At 64.1% G+C, this 16,748-nt stretch carries 15 protein-coding genes, 1 tRNA gene and 1 pseudogene; 2 read left to right on the top strand and 15 right to left on the bottom strand.

Annotation, left to right across the window (positions count from 1 at the left end):
* Position 1: 1 nt before the first annotated feature.
* The 15 genes from nuoH to G3N99_RS07700 all read right to left on the bottom strand — a co-directional run bounded on the left by nuoH (position 2) and on the right by G3N99_RS07700 (position 15,180).
* Complete coding sequence (gene nuoH, locus G3N99_RS07630) at positions 2-1,069, bottom strand: NADH-quinone oxidoreductase subunit NuoH (protein ID WP_011352696.1); 1,068 nt, start codon at positions 1,067-1,069, stop codon at positions 2-4.
* Entirely contained in the window at positions 1,070-3,400 is a 2,331-nt protein-coding gene (nuoG, locus tag G3N99_RS07635; protein ID WP_206122049.1) for an NADH-quinone oxidoreductase subunit NuoG, read from the bottom strand.
* Between the two features lie 82 nt (positions 3,401-3,482).
* Positions 3,483-4,793, bottom strand: coding sequence for an NADH-quinone oxidoreductase subunit NuoF (gene nuoF / locus G3N99_RS07640; RefSeq protein WP_006478267.1), 1,311 nt, complete (start codon positions 4,791-4,793; stop codon positions 3,483-3,485).
* Positions 4,790-5,275, bottom strand: coding sequence for an NADH-quinone oxidoreductase subunit NuoE (nuoE, locus tag G3N99_RS07645; RefSeq protein WP_006750460.1), 486 nt, complete (start codon positions 5,273-5,275; stop codon positions 4,790-4,792). The genes nuoF and nuoE overlap by 4 nt, the downstream gene beginning before the upstream one ends.
* Positions 5,276-5,446: 171 nt before the next feature.
* Positions 5,447-6,700 carry an NADH-quinone oxidoreductase subunit D gene (locus G3N99_RS07650; protein ID WP_043188847.1) on the bottom strand — a complete coding sequence of 418 codons (1,254 nt, stop codon included), beginning with the start codon at positions 6,698-6,700 and terminating at the stop codon, positions 5,447-5,449.
* Between the two features lie 9 nt (positions 6,701-6,709).
* Positions 6,710-7,312 (bottom strand): NADH-quinone oxidoreductase subunit C, encoded by a 603-nt coding sequence (locus G3N99_RS07655; protein WP_011352699.1) that lies wholly within the window; start codon positions 7,310-7,312, stop codon positions 6,710-6,712.
* Positions 7,313-7,333: 21 nt separating this feature from the next.
* Positions 7,334-7,813: an NADH-quinone oxidoreductase subunit B gene (locus G3N99_RS07660; RefSeq protein ID WP_006398799.1), complete on the bottom strand. Its 480-nt coding sequence runs from the start codon at positions 7,811-7,813 to the stop codon at positions 7,334-7,336.
* A gap of 62 nt (positions 7,814-7,875) precedes the next feature.
* Positions 7,876-8,235, bottom strand: a complete 360-nt coding sequence (locus tag G3N99_RS07665; RefSeq protein WP_006398798.1) for an NADH-quinone oxidoreductase subunit A — start codon at positions 8,233-8,235, stop codon at positions 7,876-7,878.
* A 154-nt stretch (positions 8,236-8,389) separates the two neighbouring features.
* Positions 8,390-8,474, bottom strand: a tRNA-Leu gene (locus G3N99_RS07670).
* A gap of 112 nt (positions 8,475-8,586) precedes the next feature.
* Positions 8,587-8,964 (bottom strand): preprotein translocase subunit SecG, encoded by a 378-nt coding sequence (gene secG / locus G3N99_RS07675; protein ID WP_174942874.1) that lies wholly within the window; start codon positions 8,962-8,964, stop codon positions 8,587-8,589.
* A 72-nt stretch (positions 8,965-9,036) separates the two neighbouring features.
* The gene (gene tpiA, locus G3N99_RS07680) at positions 9,037-9,792 is read right to left on the bottom strand and encodes a triose-phosphate isomerase (RefSeq protein WP_174942600.1); all 756 of its coding nucleotides are present in this window, start codon (positions 9,790-9,792) and stop codon (positions 9,037-9,039) included.
* A gap of 141 nt (positions 9,793-9,933) precedes the next feature.
* Positions 9,934-10,953 (bottom strand): NAD(P)H-quinone oxidoreductase, encoded by a 1,020-nt coding sequence (locus G3N99_RS07685; RefSeq protein ID WP_206122050.1) that lies wholly within the window; start codon positions 10,951-10,953, stop codon positions 9,934-9,936.
* Positions 10,954-11,105: 152 nt separating this feature from the next.
* Positions 11,106-13,253: a polyribonucleotide nucleotidyltransferase gene (pnp, locus tag G3N99_RS07690; protein ID WP_174942871.1), complete on the bottom strand. Its 2,148-nt coding sequence runs from the start codon at positions 13,251-13,253 to the stop codon at positions 11,106-11,108.
* Between the two features lie 290 nt (positions 13,254-13,543).
* Positions 13,544-13,813: a 30S ribosomal protein S15 gene (rpsO, locus tag G3N99_RS07695; protein WP_006398792.1), complete on the bottom strand. Its 270-nt coding sequence runs from the start codon at positions 13,811-13,813 to the stop codon at positions 13,544-13,546.
* Positions 13,814-13,920: 107 nt separating this feature from the next.
* Positions 13,921-15,180: a branched-chain amino acid ABC transporter substrate-binding protein gene (locus G3N99_RS07700; RefSeq protein WP_206122051.1), complete on the bottom strand. Its 1,260-nt coding sequence runs from the start codon at positions 15,178-15,180 to the stop codon at positions 13,921-13,923.
* Between the two features lie 169 nt (positions 15,181-15,349).
* Between G3N99_RS07700 and G3N99_RS07705 the strand changes: the two genes are divergently transcribed.
* Entirely contained in the window at positions 15,350-15,862 is a 513-nt protein-coding gene (locus tag G3N99_RS07705; protein ID WP_174942611.1) for a hypothetical protein, read from the top strand.
* 382 nt (positions 15,863-16,244) lie between these two features.
* Positions 16,245-16,631, top strand: a pseudogene (locus G3N99_RS07710) (carbonic anhydrase); the annotation flags it as partial.
* Positions 16,632-16,748 lie beyond the last annotated feature (117 nt).

Raw genomic sequence — 16,748 nt, forward strand, 5'->3', positions numbered from 1 at the left:
ATTACTTCACCCAGATGTTGAGCGGCGACATCATCCAGAAGCCGACCACGACCACCCAGACCACCGTGACGGGCAGGAACACCTTCCAGCCCAAGCGCATGATCTGGTCGTAACGGAAACGCGGGAACGTCGCGCGAACCCAGATGAACACCGACAGCAGCGCGAATATCTTCAGCACCAGCCAGAAGATGCCCGGAATGAACGACAGGAATTCGAACGGTGCATCCCAGCCACCGAGGAACAGCGTCGCGGTCAGCGCCGAGATCACGATCATGTTGATGTACTCGGCGAGGAAGAACAGCGCGAACGCCATACCCGAGTAATCGATCATGTGACCGGCAACGATTTCCGACTCCCCTTCCACCACGTCGAACGGGTGGCGGTTCGTTTCGGCGATGCCCGAGATGAAGTACACGACGAACGCCGGCAGGAGCGGCAGCCAGTTCCACGACAGGAAGTTCACGCCGTGGCCGGCGAAGAAGCCGTGCTGCTGCGAACCGACGATTTCCGACAGGTTCAGGCTGCCGGCCGTCATCAGCACCAGCACCAGTGCGAAGCCCATCGAGATTTCGTACGACACCATCTGTGCCGCGGCGCGCATCGCGCCGAGGAACGCGTACTTCGAGTTCGATGCCCAGCCGGCGAGAATCACCGCGTACACGCCGATCGACGAGATCGCCATCGCGTACAGCAGGCCCGCGTTCACGTTCGCGAGGACCGCTTCGGCCTGGAACGGGATCACGGCCCACACGGCGAACGCCGGCACGACGGTCATGACCGGCGCGATCAGATACAGCCAGCGGCTGGCGGCGCTCGGCTGAATGACTTCCTTCAGCAGCAGCTTCAGCACGTCGGCGATCGGCTGCAGCAAGCCGCCGGGGCCGACGCGGTTCGGGCCGAGACGCACGTGCATCCAGCCGATCAGCTTGCGTTCCCACAGAATCAGGTACGCGACGCACAGCAGGATGACGACGGAGACGACGAGGATGCGCACGATTGCCCACACCGTCGGCCATGCGAAGCCGAGAAGCTGGGACCCGCCCGCGTTGATCGTATCGAACAAGCTCATTTACGCCTTCTCCACCACCAGTTCACCGGACAGGCTACCGAGCGCTGCGCCGGCAGGCGTCGCCGCCGACACGCGAACGACGGTCTCCGCAAGATTCGCGTCGCGCACGGCCGGCAACTGCACCGCACGCTCGCCCTGGCGCACGCGCACCGCGTCGCCTTCCTTCAAGCCCAGCTTGTCGAACAGCGCGGCCGGCAGGGCTGCGGCATTCGCCGCCTTCGCGGCGGTCGTCAGGTGCAGTGCACCTGCGCGGCGCACGAGTGCGTCGGCGTGATAGATCGGCACATCGGCCAGGCGCTCGAAACCGCCGTTCGCGGCGTTCGCCGCGACGCGCACCGGCGCGACCGACGTCTGGTTCGACAGGCGGCCCGCGACGCCGGCATCGCCGAGCGCGGCGAGACGCACTTCTTCCGCGGTCTCGTATTCGAAGTTCGGCAGGCCGAGCAGGCTGCCGAGCACGCGCAGGACCTTCCAGCCCGGACGCGTGTCGCCGAGCGGGCGCACGACGCCGTTGAAGCTCTGCACGGTGCCTTCCGCATTCACGTACGTGCCGGCCGTTTCCGTGAACGGCGCAACCGGCAGCAGCACGTCGGCGTAGTCGAGGCCGTGCTTGAACGGCGACATCACGACGACCATTTCCGCCTGGTTCAGCGCGGCAAGCGCCTGTGCCGGATCGGCGGTGTCGAATTCCGGTTCGACGTTCAGCAGCACGTAGCCCTTGCGCGGCTGCGCGAACGCTTCGCGTGCATTCAGGCCGCCTTCGCCCGGCAGTGCGCCGACGACGTGCGCGCCGACCGTGTTCGCCGCTTCCGTCAGGAAGCCGAACGTGGCGCCGGTGTTGTCGGCGATCCACTTGGCGACGGCGTGCAGCTTGGCGAATTCCGGATGGCGGACCGCGACGTTGCCGAGCAGCACCGCGCGGCGTTCGCCGTTCGCGAGCGACTGGGCGACAGCCTGCGCGGCCGGCGATGCCGTGACGCCCGCGAGCGTGTCGGGCAGTGCGACGCCGCGCAGTTGCGCGACGGCCGCGGCGATACCGGCCAGCTGGTCGAGCCACGCCGACGGTGCAGCAACGATGCGCTGCGCGGTCGGGATCAGTGCGTCGTCACCGGTCGCGTGCAGGAAGTGCAGCTTCGCGCCGCTCTTCGCGGCCTGACGCAGGCGGGCGGCGAACAGCGGGTGGTCGCGGCGCAGGAACGAACCGACGACGAACGCGGCGTCCACGTTCGACAGGTCGGCGATCGGCATGCCGAGCCACGGTGCGCCCTGGACCGGCGCCGAGAAATCCTGCTGACGCAGACGGAAGTCGACGTTCGGCGTCTTCAGTTCGTTGGCGAGCTGCTTCACGAGGAACAGCTCTTCGGCCGTGCTGTGCGCGCTCGCGAGCATCGCCAGCGCGTTCGCGCCGTGATCCGCGGCGATGCCCTTCAGGCCCTTCGCGACGTATTCGAGTGCGGTCTGCCAGTCGGTTTCGATCCACTGGCCGCCCTGCTTCAGCATCGGCTTCGTCAGGCGCTCTTCGCTGTTGAGGCCTTCATACGAGAAGCGATCCTTGTCCGAGATCCAGCATTCGTTGATGGCTTCGTTCTCGAACGGCAGCACGCGCATCACGCGGTTGTTCTTCACTTGAACGACGAGGTTCGCGCCGACGGAATCGTGCGGGCTCACCGACTTGCGGCGCGACAGTTCCCACGTACGGGCGCTGTAGCGGAACGGCTTGCTGGTCAGCGCGCCGACCGGGCACAGGTCGATCATGTTGCCCGACATTTCGGAATCGACCGTCTTGCCGACGAACGTCGTGATTTCCGAGTGCTCGCCGCGGCCCAGCATGCCGAACTCCATCACGCCGGCGATTTCCTGGCCGAAGCGGACGCAGCGCGTGCAGTGGATGCAACGCGACATTTCTTCCATCGAGATCAGCGGGCCCACATTCTTGTGGAACACCACGCGCTTCTCTTCCGCGTAACGCGACGACGACTTGCCGTAACCGACCGCCAGATCCTGCAGCTGGCATTCGCCGCCCTGATCGCAGATCGGGCAGTCGAGCGGGTGGTTGATGAGGAGGAATTCCATCACCGACTGCTGCGCCTTCACGGCCTTGTCGGATTGCGTATGGACGATCATGCCGGCCGACACGGGGGTCGCGCAGGCAGGCACGGCCTTCGGCATCTTCTCGACTTCGACGAGACACATCCGGCAGTTGGCCGCAACCGACAGTTTCTTGTGATAGCAGAAGTGAGGAATGTACTTGTCCGCCTTGTGCGCAGCCTGGATCACCATGCTGCCTTCGGGCACCTCGACCTTCTTGCCGTCTATTTCAAGTTCAACCATGATGGTGAATGGTCCTTAACCTATTTCCGCCCGTTCGCGCCTTCGCCCGACCGTGCGCTCAAATTCCGCAACCGGGTACGCTTCAGGCTGCCGCCGCGTGCGCGTGGCCGCCGACCATGCAGTGCTTGTGCTCGACGTGGTACGCGAATTCGTCCCAGTAGTGCTTGAGCATCCCGCGTACCGGCATCGCCGCCGCATCGCCGAGTGCACAGATCGTACGGCCCATGATGTTCTCGGCAACCGAGTTCAGCAGGTCCAGATCTTCCTGGCGGCCTTCGCCATGCTCGATACGATTCACGACGCGATACAGCCAGCCGGTGCCTTCACGGCACGGCGTGCACTGGCCGCACGATTCCTCGTAGTAGAAGTACGACAGGCGCAGCAGCGAGCGCACCATGCAGCGCGTCTCGTCCATCACGATCACCGCGCCGGAACCGAGCATCGAGCCCGCCTTCGCGATCGAATCGTAGTCGAGATCCGTCTGCATCATGATGTCGCCCGGGATCACCGGCGCCGACGAACCGCCCGGAATCACGGCCTTGATCTTCTTGCCGCCGCGCATCCCGCCGGCGAGCTCCATCAGCGTCGCGAACGGCGTGCCGAGCGGCACTTCATAGTTGCCCGGACGCTCGACGTCGCCCGACACCGAGAAAATCTTCGTGCCGCCGTTGTTCGGCTTGCCGATCTCGAGGTAATTCTGCGGCCCGATGGACAGCAGGAACGGCACCGCGGCGAACGTCTCGGTGTTGTTGATCGTGGTGGGCTTGCCGTACACGCCGAAGCTCGCCGGGAACGGCGGCTTGAAGCGCGGCTGGCCCTTCTTGCCTTCGAGCGACTCGAGCAGCGCCGTTTCTTCGCCGCAGATGTACGCGCCGTAACCGTGGTGCGCGTGCAGCTGGAACGAGAATTCCGAGCCCATGATGTTGTCGCCGAGGAACCCGGCAGCGCGCGCTTCATCGAGCGCGGCTTCGAAGCGTCGATACACTTCGAAGATTTCGCCGTGGATGTAGTTGTAGCCGACGGTGATGCCCATCGCGTATGCGCCGATGGCCATGCCTTCGATCAGCGCGTGCGGGTTCCAGCGCAGGATGTCGCGATCCTTGAACGTGCCCGGCTCGCCTTCGTCCGAGTTGCAGACGAGGTACTTCTGCCCCGGGAACTGACGCGGCATGAAGCTCCACTTCAGGCCGGTCGGGAAGCCCGCACCGCCACGGCCACGCAGGCCCGACGCCTTGACGTCGGCGATCACCTGCTCGGGCGGAATCTTTTCTTCGAGAATGCGGCGCAGCTGCTTGTAGCCGCCGCGCGCAACGTAATCTTCGAGATGCCAGTTCTCGCCGTTCAGACCAGCGAGGATCAGCGGTTTGATGTGACGGTCATGGAGGGACGTCATTTCGAGAGCTCCTCAAGCAGCTGGTCGATCTTCTCGCGGCTCATGAAGCTGCACATTCTGTGATTGTTCACCAGCAGCACCGGCGCATCGCCGCACGAGCCCATGCATTCGCCTTCCTTCAGCGTGAACTTGCCGTCGGGCGTGGTCTCGCCGAAGCCGATGCCGAGCTTCTGTTTCAGGTAGTCGGCAGTCGCTTCCGCGCCACCGTCCGGGCCGAGCTGGCACGGCAGGTTCGTGCAGAGCGTGATCTTGTGCTTGCCGACCGGGTTGAGCTCGTACATCGTGTAGAACGTCGCGACTTCCTGCACGGCAACGGCCGGCATGCCGAGATAGTCCGCGACGAACTGCATCAGTTCGGGCGACAGCCAGCCGTGCTCTTCCTGAGCAACGGCCAACGCCGACATCACGGCGGACTGTTTCTGATCGGCGGGATACTTCGTCAACGCTCGATCGATTTCCTTCAGGCCTTCAGCTGAGATCATTTTCAGACACGACTCTTTCAATTCCTACCGAACGAACAACCTGCCGCACACTGGGGTGCATGGACGGCAGACCTGGCGCTCACTGTTGACAGCTTGCGAAGCCGCGCCGGTTCAGCGCGCATCGCGTGTGACTTGCTGCTCGCCGCCCGCTCGTGCGGGCGGCGCTAACCATTAGCGATCGATTTCGCCGAACACGATGTCCTGCGTACCGATGATCGTGACGGCGTCGGCGATCATGTGACCGCGCGCCATTTCGTCGAGCGACGCCAGGTGCGCGAAACCCGGTGCGCGAATCTTGAGGCGATACGGCTTGTTCGCACCATCCGACACGAGGTAGATGCCGAACTCACCCTTCGGATGCTCGACCGCCGCGTACGCTTCGCCTTCCGGCACATGGAAACCTTCGGTGAAGAGCTTGAAGTGGTGAATCAAGTCTTCCATGTTGGTCTTCATGCCGACGCGCGACGGCGGGGCAACCTTGTGATTGTCCGTCATCACCGGGCCCTGATTCTTGCGGAGCCACTCAATACACTGTTTCGCGATGCGGATCGACTGGCGCATTTCTTCGACACGCACCAGATAGCGGTCGTAGCAATCGCCGTTCACGCCGACCGGCACGTCGAAATCCATGCGATCGTACACTTCGTACGGCTGCTTCTTGCGCAGATCCCAGGCAATGCCCGAACCGCGCAGCATCGGGCCCGTCAGGCCCATCTGCAGCGCACGTTCCGGGCTGACCACGCCGATCCCGACCAGACGCTGCTTCCAGATCCGGTTGTCGGTGAGCAGCGTTTCGTATTCGTCGACGCACTTCGGGAAGCGCGTGAAGAAGTCGTCGATGAAGTCGAGCACCGAGCCGCTGCGCGCTTCGTTCATCTTCGCGAGCGCCTTCTCGTTGCGAATCTTCGACGCCTTGTATTGCGGCATTGCGTCAGGCAGGTCGCGGTAGACGCCGCCCGGACGGTAGTACGCCGCGTGCATCCGGGCGCCGGACACCGCTTCGTACACGTCCATCAGGTCTTCGCGTTCGCGGAATGCGTACAGGAACACGGCCATCGCGCCGACGTCGAGTGCGTGTGCGCCGATCCACATCAGGTGGTTCAGCACGCGCGTGATCTCGTCGAACAGCACGCGGATGTACTGCGCGCGTTCAGGCACTTCGATGCCGAGCAGCTTTTCGATCGCGAGCACGTAGCCGTGCTCGTTGACCATCATCGACACGTAGTCGAGACGGTCCATGTACGGCACGGACTGGATGAACGTTTTGGATTCCGCGAGCTTTTCCGTCGCGCGGTGCAGCAGGCCGATGTGCGGATCGGCACGCTGGATGACTTCGCCGTCGAGCTCGAGCACGAGGCGCAGCACGCCGTGCGCTGCCGGGTGCTGCGGGCCGAAGTTGAGCGTGTAGTTCTTGATTTCTGCCATGACGCCCCCTTAATGTTTCAGACCGCCATAGCGATCCTCGCGGATCACGCGCGGCGTGATTTCGCGCGGCTCGATCGTCACCGGCTGGTACACGACCCGCTTCTCTTCCGGGTCGTAACGCATTTCGACATAGCCCGACACCGGGAAGTCCTTGCGGAACGGGTGGCCGATGAAGCCGTAGTCGGTGAGGATGCGGCGCAGGTCGGGGTGGCCTTCGAACACGATGCCGTACAGGTCGAACGCTTCGCGCTCGTACCAGTTCGCGGAGGTCCAGATGTCGACCAGCGATGCCACGATCGGCAGGTCGTCGTCCGGCGCGAATGCGCGCAGGCGCAGGCGCCAGTTGTTCGTGACCGACAGCAGGTGCGACACGGCCGCGAAACGCGGGCCGTCGTAGGCGCCATCGCCGAAGGTCTGGTAGTCGACGCCGCACAGGTCGAGCAACTGCTCGAAACGGAGCTTCGGATCGTCGCGCAGCATCTTTGCGACTTCGAGGTAATCGCTCGCCTTCACGACGAGCGTCAGTTCACCGATCGCTTCGGTGAGGCTCACCACGCGCGCGCCGAGCGCGGCTTCGAGGTTTGCCTTGAGGGTCTCGATTTTGCTTGCCATATTGAGGGGACGCTCGGGGCTTTATTGACGGGCGATGGTATTGGTGCGGCGGATCTTCGCCTGAAGCTGGATCACGCCGTAGACCAGCGCCTCGGCCGTGGGCGGACAGCCCGGCACGTAGACGTCGACCGGCACGATCCGGTCGCAGCCGCGGACCACCGAGTACGAGTAGTGGTAGTAGCCACCGCCGTTCGCGCACGATCCCATCGAGATCACCCAGCGCGGCTCGGCCATCTGGTCGTACACGCGGCGCAGCGCGGGCGCCATCTTGTTGCAGAGCGTGCCAGCGACGATCATCACGTCCGACTGACGCGGGCTCGGACGGAACACGACGCCGAACCGGTCCAGGTCATAACGGGCTGCGCCCGCATGCATCATTTCGACGGCGCAACACGCGAGCCCGAACGTCATCGGCCACAGCGAGCCGGTACGCGTCCAGTTGATCAGCTTGTCAGCCGTCGTGGTGACAAACCCTTCCTTCAAGACCCCTTCGATACTCATTTGCTTTCCACTCCAGACGAGCGACCGAGCGTGGCCGCCCATGCAAACCGGCGATTAACCCATCACTCCCAGTCGAGGCCGCCTTTCTTCCAGATATAGGCAAAGCCCAGCAGGAATTCGAGCAGAAAAATCATCATTGCGATGAAACCCGGCCAGCCGATATCCCGGAGCGCGACGCCCCACGGAAACAGGAATGCGGTTTCGAGATCGAAGATGATGAACAGGATGGCGACGAGGTAGTACCGGACGTCGAATTTCATCCGGGCGTCTTCAAAGGCTTCGAAGCCGCACTCGTACGGTGCGTTCTTCTCGACGTCCGGCTTGTTGGGACCAAGGAGCTTGCCGATGCTGACCAGCGCTATACCTAAACCAGTGCCCACGAGGAGGAACAACAAGACGGGGTAATAGGCTGCGAGGTTCAAGGCAATCCTCTATCGGTTGGTTCTGAGCGTCCGGAGAATACCACTATCCGGCGGAAGGGATCATTTCGGAGTGCATGCGATCGCAAGACAACCGCAAGCACACTCCAGAAATGAAAAATGCCAGCCACTAGAAGCGGCTGGCATTGAGTAACTTTGGTGCCGACGGCGAGACTCGAACTCGCACAGCTTTCGCCACTACCCCCTCAAGATAGCGTGTCTACCAATTTCACCACGTCGGCACTGCATGCAACCGGGGTTGTAACTACTTGTTTCCCGCGAATCGCTTCAAGAATTAAATTCTAACCCGACTTCCAGAATTGTTCAACGCACAAACGCAAAAAATTTAACTTTTTATTTCGGGACGTCCTGGCCCGGCGCGCTTGCAGCCGAACCCGCGGCAGCGGATGCGGCGACAGCCGGCACCGATGCTGCAGGCGCCGATGCCGGTGCGGTCGCAACCCCACCCAGCACGCCCGCCGACGGCGTCGACTTGTACGAACCGAGGTACGTCAGCGCGAGCGTCGCGACGAAGAAGATCGTCGCGAGAATGCCCGTCGTACGCGACAGGAAGTTCGCCGAGCCCGTTGCACCGAACAGGCTGCCCGACGCGCCGCTGCCGAACGCAGCGCCCATGTCGGCACCCTTGCCGTGCTGCAGCAGCACGAGACCAATCACACCGAGTGCAGACAGCACCTGCACCACAATAATCAGCGTCTTGAATAACAGCATCACACCCACCCGAATGGATCAGGCGACCGGACCGACCGGCCACCGTCATGGTTCAATTCGATCGCAGACCGCTCAACGCGCGGCCCGGCAGATCGCCAGGAAATCTTCCGCCTTCAGCGACGCGCCGCCGATCAGGCCACCGTCGATGTCCGGCTGCGCAAACAGCTCTTCCGCGTTGTCCGGCTTCACGCTGCCGCCGTACAACACGGACACGTCCGCCGCACCCTTTGCCGCGAGACGCGCACGCAGGAACGCGTGCACGTCCTGTGCCTGCGCCGACGTCGCGCTCTTGCCCGTACCGATCGCCCAGACCGGCTCGTATGCGACGACGATTTGCGCCGCCTCGTCAGCCGTCAGCACGGCCAGCACTGCGTCGAGCTGCGCACCGACCACCTGCTCGGTCGCACCCGACTCGCGCTCGTCGAGCGTCTCGCCAACGCACACGACAGGCGTGAGCCCCGCCGCGAGCGCGCGCTGCGTCTTCGCAGCGACCGTCTCGTTGCGTTCGCCGTGATACGCGCGGCGCTCCGAGTGACCGACGATCGCATAGCGTGCGCCGAACTCGGCGACCATCGCGGCCGCCACTTCACCGGTGAACGCGCCCTGCTCGTGCGCCGACACGTCCTGCGAGCCCCAGGCGACACGGCTGCCGTCGAGCTGCGCCTGAACCTGCGCGAGATACGGGAACGGCACGCACACGCCGACCGACGTTTCGGCCGCCACCGCGCCCGCGCCCTGCACCACTTCGTTCAGCAACGCCTGGTTGCCGGCCAGCCGGCCGTGCATCTTCCAGTTGCCGATCACACGCTTAGTTCTCTGTTTCGACATCGTGTCTGTCTCGTCACCGCTTGGTCATTAACGTGCCGGAAACCGGCCGTCAGGTTTGATCTGGCGAAGCAAACCGGCGATTTTACTGCGCGCGGCTTGAACCGGTCAAACCGCGCATGTCAAGCCCGGTCGCACGGGCCGTCAGGCGTTCGTACCCCAATCGAGCACGATCTTGCCGGTGTGCTCGCTGCTTTCCATCAGCGCATGCGCCTGCGCGGCGTCCGCGGCCGGCAATACGCGATAGATCACCGGCTTGATGCGGCCGTCGGCAAGCAGCGGCCACACGCGCGACTTCAGCTGCGCGGCGATCTGCGCCTTGAACTCGACCGGACGCGGGCGCAGCGTCGAACCCGTGATCGTCAGCCGACGACGCAGGATCTCGCCCAGGTTGACGTCGGCCTTCGCACCGCCGAGCAACGCGATCAGCACGAGACGGCCGCCATCCGCGAGCGCGGACAGTTCGCGCGGCACGTACGAGCCCGCCACCATGTCGAGGATCACGTCGACGCCGCGATCGTGCGTCAGCGACTTCACGACCTCGACGAAATCTTCCGTCTTGTAGTTGATCGCGCGTTCGGCGCCGAGCGCCTCGCAAGCGCGGCATTTATCGGCCGTGCCGGCCGTCGCGAACACGCGAAAGCCGAGCGCATGCGCGATCTGGATCGCCGTCACGCCGATGCCGCTCGAGCCGCCCTGCACGAGCAGCGTTTCCTGCTCGCCGCCCTCGCCCGCGCCGAGTTGCGCACGGTCGAACACGTTGCTCCACACCGTAAAAAACGTTTCGGGCAGCGACGCGGCCTCGATATCGGTGAGCCCGTCGGGCACCGGCAGGCATTGCGGCAGCGGTGCGACCGCGTACTCCGCATAGCCACCGCCTGCGAGCAGCGCGCACACGCGATCGCCGAGCTTCAGGCCGAACGGGTTCAGCGCAGCGTCCGACAGGTCGCCCCCAATGATCTCGCCCGCAACCTCGAGGCCCGGCAGATCCGACGCACCCGGCGGCGGCGCATACGCACCCTTGCGCTGGAACACGTCGGGCCGGTTCACGCCGGAAGCCGCCACCTTGATCAGCACTTCGCCACGCTTCGGTTCGGGGCGCGGACGCTCCGCAAGCCTCAGCACGTCGGGGGCACCGAATTCGGTGATTTCGATGGCTTTCATGGTGATGGTCGCTCCAGGATCAGGATCGGAATCGGATGGCGCGCCCGCGCGCGGCATGGACGCCCGGCCGGCGCTGCTGCGCCGCACAACGATGCTACAGAAAAAACGGCCGGCACGCTTTCGCACTGCCGGCCGTTGGTCCGCCTGCCCGCTTACTGCTGCGGCGGCGTGTCCGACTGCGACGCCGCCGCTGCTTCATTCAGCAGCGCCTTCGCCGACAGACGCACGCGACCCTTTTCGTCCGTCTGGATGACCTTGACCTTCACTTGCTGGCCTTCCTTCAGGTAGTCGTTGATGTCCTTCACACGCTCGTTGACGATTTCCGAGATGTGCAGCAGGCCATCCTTGCCCGGCAGCAGGTTCACGATCGCGCCGAAATCGAGCAGCTTCAGAACCGTGCCTTCGTACACCTGGCCGACTTCGATTTCGGCCGTGATGTTCTCGATACGCTTCTTCGCTTCGGCCATGCCGTCGCTGTTCGTGCTTGCGATCGTCACGACGCCGTCGTCGGAGATGTCGATGGTCGTGCCGGTTTCTTCCGTCAGCGCGCGGATCACCGAACCACCCTTGCCGATCACGTCGCGGATCTTTTCCGGGTTGATCTTGATCGTGATCATGCGCGGCGCGAATTCCGACAGTTGCGTGTTCGCACCCGAGACTGCCGACGTCATCTTGCCGAGGATGTGCATGCGGCCTTCCTTCGCCTGCGCGAGCGCGACCTGCATGATTTCCTTCGTGATGCCCTGGATCTTGATGTCCATCTGCAGTGCCGTCACGCCTTGTTCCGTGCCGGCCACCTTGAAGTCCATGTCGCCGAGGTGATCTTCGTCGCCGAGGATGTCGGTCAGCACCGCGAACTTGTTGCCTTCGAGGATCAGGCCCATCGCGATACCCGCGACGTGTGCCTTCATCGGCACGCCGGCGTCCATCAGCGCGAGGCAGCCGCCGCACACCGATGCCATCGACGACGAACCGTTCGATTCGGTGATTTCCGACACGACGCGGATCGAGTAGCCGAATTCGTCGGCGCTCGGCAGGCACTTGACCAGCGCGCGCTTCGCGAGGCGGCCGTGGCCGATTTCGCGGCGCTTCGGCGAGCCGACGCGGCCCGTTTCGCCGGTCGCGAACGGGGGCATGTTGTAGTGGAGCATGAAGCGCTCGCGGTACTCGCCTTCGAGCGCGTCGATGATCTGCTCGTCACCCTTCGTGCCGAGCGTCGCGACGACCAGCGCCTGCGTCTCGCCGCGCGTGAACAGCGCCGAGCCGTGGGTACGCGGCAGCACGCCGGTGCGGATTTCGATCGGGCGCACGGTGCGCGTGTCGCGGCCGTCGATGCGCGGCTCGCCGTTCAGGATCTGCGAACGGACGATCTTGGCTTCGATGTCGAACAGCACGTTGCCGACCGTTGCCTTGTCGGCTGCGACCGTACCGGCTGCCTGCGCATCTTCCTCGAGCTTCGCCGAGGTTGCTGCGTAGACTTCCTTCAGCTTCGTCGAGCGTGCTTGCTTATCGCGGAGCTGGTAAGCAGCGAGCAGGTCGTTCTGTGCCAGCTCGGTCACGCGCGCGATCAGCGCTTCGTTCTTCGGTGCCGGCTGCCAGTCCCACTCGGGCTTGCCGCCTTCGCGCACCAGTTCGTGGATCGCGTCGATCGCGACCTGCATTTGCTCGTGGCCGAACACCACGGCGCCCAGCATCACGTCTTCCGACAGTTGATCGGCTTCCGATTCGACCATCAGCACGGCACGTTCCGTACCTGCGACGACGAGGTCGAGGCTCGACGCCTTGATCTGGTCACGCGTCGGGTTCAGCACGTACGCGTTGTCGATGTAGGCCACGCGTGCGGCACCGACCGGGCCGTTGAACGGCAGGCCCGACACGGCGAGCGCAGCCGATGCGCCGATCAGCGCGGGGATGTCCGCCGGGATTTCCGGGTTCACGGACAGCACGTGGATCACGACCTGGACTTCGTTGTAAAAGCCTTCCGGGAACAGCGGGCGCAGCGGACGGTCGATCAGGCGCGACGTCAGCGTCTCGTGTTCCGACGGACGACCTTCGCGACGGAAGAAGCCGCCCGGGATCTTGCCGGCCGAGTAGGTCTTCTCGAGGTAGTCGACGGTCAGCGGGAAGAAATCCTGACCCGGCTTCGCCGACTTCGCGCCGACGACGGTTGCCAGCACGACGGTGTCTTCGACGTCGACGATCACGGCGCCGCTTGCCTGGCGAGCGACTTCACCGGTTTCGAGGCGCACCTTGTGCTGGCCCCACTGGAATTCCTTCACGACCTTGTTGAACATGGACATGGTTGCTCCTTTGAATTCATGCATTTCATTCGCCGCGCCGGCCATCCCGCGCGGCGGCGTCCCGACCGAATCACCCGGAGCAAGGTGTGTTTTTTATGCCATTCCAGCGCGGCGCTCGTACAGCGACGCGCTGGAATGACACAAATCCTGCCCCGGTATCAGTCGTTGCGGCAGCCCCGCACAACCGTGCCGGACAGCCTGCGGTGCGTGTGACGCTACGCACCGCGCAAAAACAAAATGCCTGTATCAGCGGACTGACACAGGCATCTTGCTGGCGGCAATCGCCTCGATTACTTACGCAGACCCAGCTTCTCGATCAGTGCGCGGTAACGGTCGGCATCCTTGCCCTTGAGGTAGTCGAGCAGCTTGCGGCGGCGGCTCACCATGCGCAGCAGGCCGCGGCGGCTGTGGTGATCCTTCGCGTGGGTCTTGAAGTGACCCGTCAGTTCGACGATACGTGCGGTCAGCAGTGCGACCTGGACTTCGGGGCTCCCCGTGTCGTTGGTACCGCGGGCGAACTGAGCAACAACTTCCGACTTCTTGATATCTGCAACAGACATGTGATTTCCTTTCTAACTGAACAGGCGGACACGGAAGAATGGCCGTGCCGTGACTTACAACCGGCGCGCATTGTAGCACAACTCCGCGCCGTTCTTACCGCCCCCTGTCACGGGCGCGTCATCGAGCAGGCCAACGGCGTCTCCGTGCGCTGCGCCGGCACCGCGAGCACCGTCCGGAAGCCATAGCCCGAACCCTCGTTGTCGAAGCGCACACCCGGCGTGCCGACCTTGTCCATCTCCATCACGTAAAGGGGCTGGATCAACTGGTGATCCTGCGCGCGCATCCGCGATGCGTGGAAGCCGTCATCGAACGACAGGCCCTCGAGTGCGCGCGCGACCGCGACGGGGTCGGCCGACCCCGCGCGGTTCATCGCGGCGGCCAGCATCTCGATCATCAGGCTCATCCGTCGCACCGGATAGTCGTCCTGGGTGGCCGGAAAACGGTTCCGGAACGCGCGGTAGAACGCATCGGATTTCGCGCCGCCTGCGTTCGGGTGCCAGTCCGCCACGGCCACGACCCGCCCGACACCGGCATCGCCAAGCGCGGCCGGCGCGCCGAGGCTGTTGCCGTAGAAGGTATAGAACTTCGCATTCAGCCCCTGCTCGCGCGCCGCCTTCACGAGCAGCGTGAGGTCGTTGCCCCAGTTGCCGGTCACGACGGCGTCGGCACCGCTCGCGCGGATCTTCGCGATGTACGGCGAGAAATCCTTGATCCGCCCGATCGGGTGGAATTCGTCGCCGGCGATCGTCACGTCCGGGCGCCGCGCAGCCAGCGCCTGCCGGGCGAGCGTACTGACGTCGTGGCCGAAACTGTAGTCCTGGTTCAGCAGGTAGACCTTGCGGAGCGCGCGGTCGCGCGCCATCACATCCGCGAGCGCGGCCATCCGCATGCCCGCGTGCGCATCGAAGCGGAAATGCCAGAAACTGCAGCGCGCGCCGGTCAGCGCCGGATCGTCGGCCGAGTAGTTGAGGAACAGCATCCGGTTGTCCGGATCGCGCGCGTTCAGCTTGTCGAGCGCCGCGACGAGCGCAGCTGCGACGGCCGAGCTGTTGCCTTGCGTGACGAACCCGATATGGCGATCCGCGGCCGCGCGCAATTGTACGAGCGCCTCCTCCGGGCTACCCTTGCTGTCGAGCACCACGAGTTCGAGCGGATGCGCGCCGTCGCGCAGCTTCACGCCGCCCGCCGCATTGACCTGCTCGACGCCGAAGCGCAGGTTGCGTTCGACCGCCGCGCCCGCATTCGCGAACGGGCCCGACATCCCTTCGATCAGCGCGATCCGCACCGGCTCGCCGCCCGCAAACGCGGACGACACCAGCATCCACCCCGCGCTCAACGCGAGCGCACACCGCTTCCACCCCTGCATCGGCCACCTGCCCTTCAATCTGCCCGAGAAGCGCGGATCATAGGCCGGCGCCCCCGCCGCCCGCAAGCGCGGCGCTTCCGGCGATCCGCACCGATTTTTTCCTCGCGATGCGCGGCCGCGCGCCGTCCGTGATAAAACGGGACTTGTTTCCGTATTCTGGAGAATCCCCATGCGCATTCGCATTTCCGCGCGCCTGCCGATGCTGCTCGCCAGCGCCGCCGCGCTGCTGGCCGGTTGCGCGCAACCGTGGCAGCAATACCAGGCCGGCCAGGACGAGTCGGCGATCGTCGCACGCATGGGCCCGCCGCGCGAGATCTACGACCTGCCCGGCGGCGGCAAGCGCCTGATGTGGCCGACCCAGCCGATGGGCGAAATCACCATCGCGGCCGACGTCGATGCGGCCCACAAGATCGTCAACGTGCGCCAGGTCCTGCAGCCGAACGAGTTCTATCGCGCAGAGATCGGCAAGTGGACGAAGACCGACGTGCTCGTCAACTTCGGACGCCCCGTCGAGACGTCCTACTTCCCGCTGATGAAGCGCGAGGTGTGGACCTATCGGTATCTCGAGGACAACGTCTGGTACATGATGTACAGCTTCTACTTCGATCCGCAGGGCATCCTGCGCATCACGCAGAAAACGCCCGACCCGCTGCACGATCCGGACCGGCGCAACCTGTTCTGACCGATTACGCATTTACGCGCAATTTTCACCATGGCCATTCACGAATCATTGCGCGAATGGCCATTTCATTTTTTCCGCCCTCCTATTAATCCGGCCAATTCGACGGAAATCTTTTCCGATCGATGACATGCCGATGGCACCACGCTGACATCCCCGTCATGCGGGCCTTTGCGCCGAAACAGGCACGCGCAGTGCATGTCATGCGGCGAACTGGTGCACGCCATGCACTACGCCAAATCAATTTGAAACAAATTGTTTCAACCCACCCGAAGCGCTAGGGCATACCCCTAATATCAGTCGAAACCAAACCTTTCAATTTAGAAAGAATGCCATTGCGTCATTTCTGCCGATATTCGTTTGCCTTTATCAAAAAGGAGTCCTTATGAATCGCCCCAAGAGCATGCTGGTTGCCAACATCGCCTGGGCCCGCGAAACGCGTGAATACACGCCCGGCTTCTTCGACGCGCTCGCGCGCGGCCAGAACCCGCGCGTGCTGTGGATCGGCTGCGCCGACAGCCGCGTGCCGGCCGAAACCATCACGCACTGCGCGCCCGGCGAGCTGTTCGTCCATCGCAACATCGCGAACCTGTTCCATCCCGACGACGACAATTCCGCCAGCGTGCTCGAGTACGCGGTGCGCGTGCTGCAGGTCGACCACGTGATCGTGTGCGGGCACTACGGATGCGGCGGCGTACGCGCGTCGCTGCTGCCGCCACCGTCCGACCTGCCGCACGTCGCACGCCGCATCGCGCCGCTGTGCGCGCTCGCGGATCGGAAGAGCGTCGGGGAGGGAAAGGGTGTATAACCCGGGGGAGATGTCGGCGTCCGTCGACTTATCACAAAAACAACATCCGCAATCACACTACACTCCACACCTGCAGACGCA

It is taken from the genome of Burkholderia sp. Ac-20392, assembly GCF_017104585.1.
Classification (GTDB): domain Bacteria; phylum Pseudomonadota; class Gammaproteobacteria; order Burkholderiales; family Burkholderiaceae; genus Burkholderia; species Burkholderia lata.

What these genes read in the sequence shown, in the direction of transcription:
- nuoH (WP_011352696.1), bottom strand. Translation starts at nt 1,069, where the DNA reads ATGAGCTTGTTCGATACGATCAACGCGGGCGGGTCCCAGCTTCTCGGC.
- nuoG (WP_206122049.1), bottom strand. Translation starts at nt 3,400, where the DNA reads ATGGTTGAACTTGAAATAGACGGCAAGAAGGTCGAGGTGCCCGAAGGC.
- nuoF (WP_006478267.1), bottom strand. Translation starts at nt 4,793, where the DNA reads ATGACGTCCCTCCATGACCGTCACATCAAACCGCTGATCCTCGCTGGT.
- nuoE (WP_006750460.1), bottom strand. Translation starts at nt 5,275, where the DNA reads ATGATCTCAGCTGAAGGCCTGAAGGAAATCGATCGAGCGTTGACGAAG.
- G3N99_RS07650 (WP_043188847.1), bottom strand. Translation starts at nt 6,700, where the DNA reads ATGGCAGAAATCAAGAACTACACGCTCAACTTCGGCCCGCAGCACCCG.
- G3N99_RS07655 (WP_011352699.1), bottom strand. Translation starts at nt 7,312, where the DNA reads ATGGCAAGCAAAATCGAGACCCTCAAGGCAAACCTCGAAGCCGCGCTC.
- G3N99_RS07660 (WP_006398799.1), bottom strand. Translation starts at nt 7,813, where the DNA reads ATGAGTATCGAAGGGGTCTTGAAGGAAGGGTTTGTCACCACGACGGCT.
- secG (WP_174942874.1), bottom strand. Translation starts at nt 8,964, where the DNA reads ATGCTGTTATTCAAGACGCTGATTATTGTGGTGCAGGTGCTGTCTGCA.
- tpiA (WP_174942600.1), bottom strand. Translation starts at nt 9,792, where the DNA reads ATGTCGAAACAGAGAACTAAGCGTGTGATCGGCAACTGGAAGATGCAC.
- G3N99_RS07685 (WP_206122050.1), bottom strand. Translation starts at nt 10,953, where the DNA reads ATGAAAGCCATCGAAATCACCGAATTCGGTGCCCCCGACGTGCTGAGG.
- pnp (WP_174942871.1), bottom strand. Translation starts at nt 13,253, where the DNA reads ATGTCCATGTTCAACAAGGTCGTGAAGGAATTCCAGTGGGGCCAGCAC.
- rpsO (WP_006398792.1), bottom strand. Translation starts at nt 13,813, where the DNA reads ATGTCTGTTGCAGATATCAAGAAGTCGGAAGTTGTTGCTCAGTTCGCC.
- G3N99_RS07700 (WP_206122051.1), bottom strand. Translation starts at nt 15,180, where the DNA reads ATGCAGGGGTGGAAGCGGTGTGCGCTCGCGTTGAGCGCGGGGTGGATG.
- G3N99_RS07705 (WP_174942611.1), top strand. Translation starts at nt 15,350, where the DNA reads ATGCGCATTCGCATTTCCGCGCGCCTGCCGATGCTGCTCGCCAGCGCC.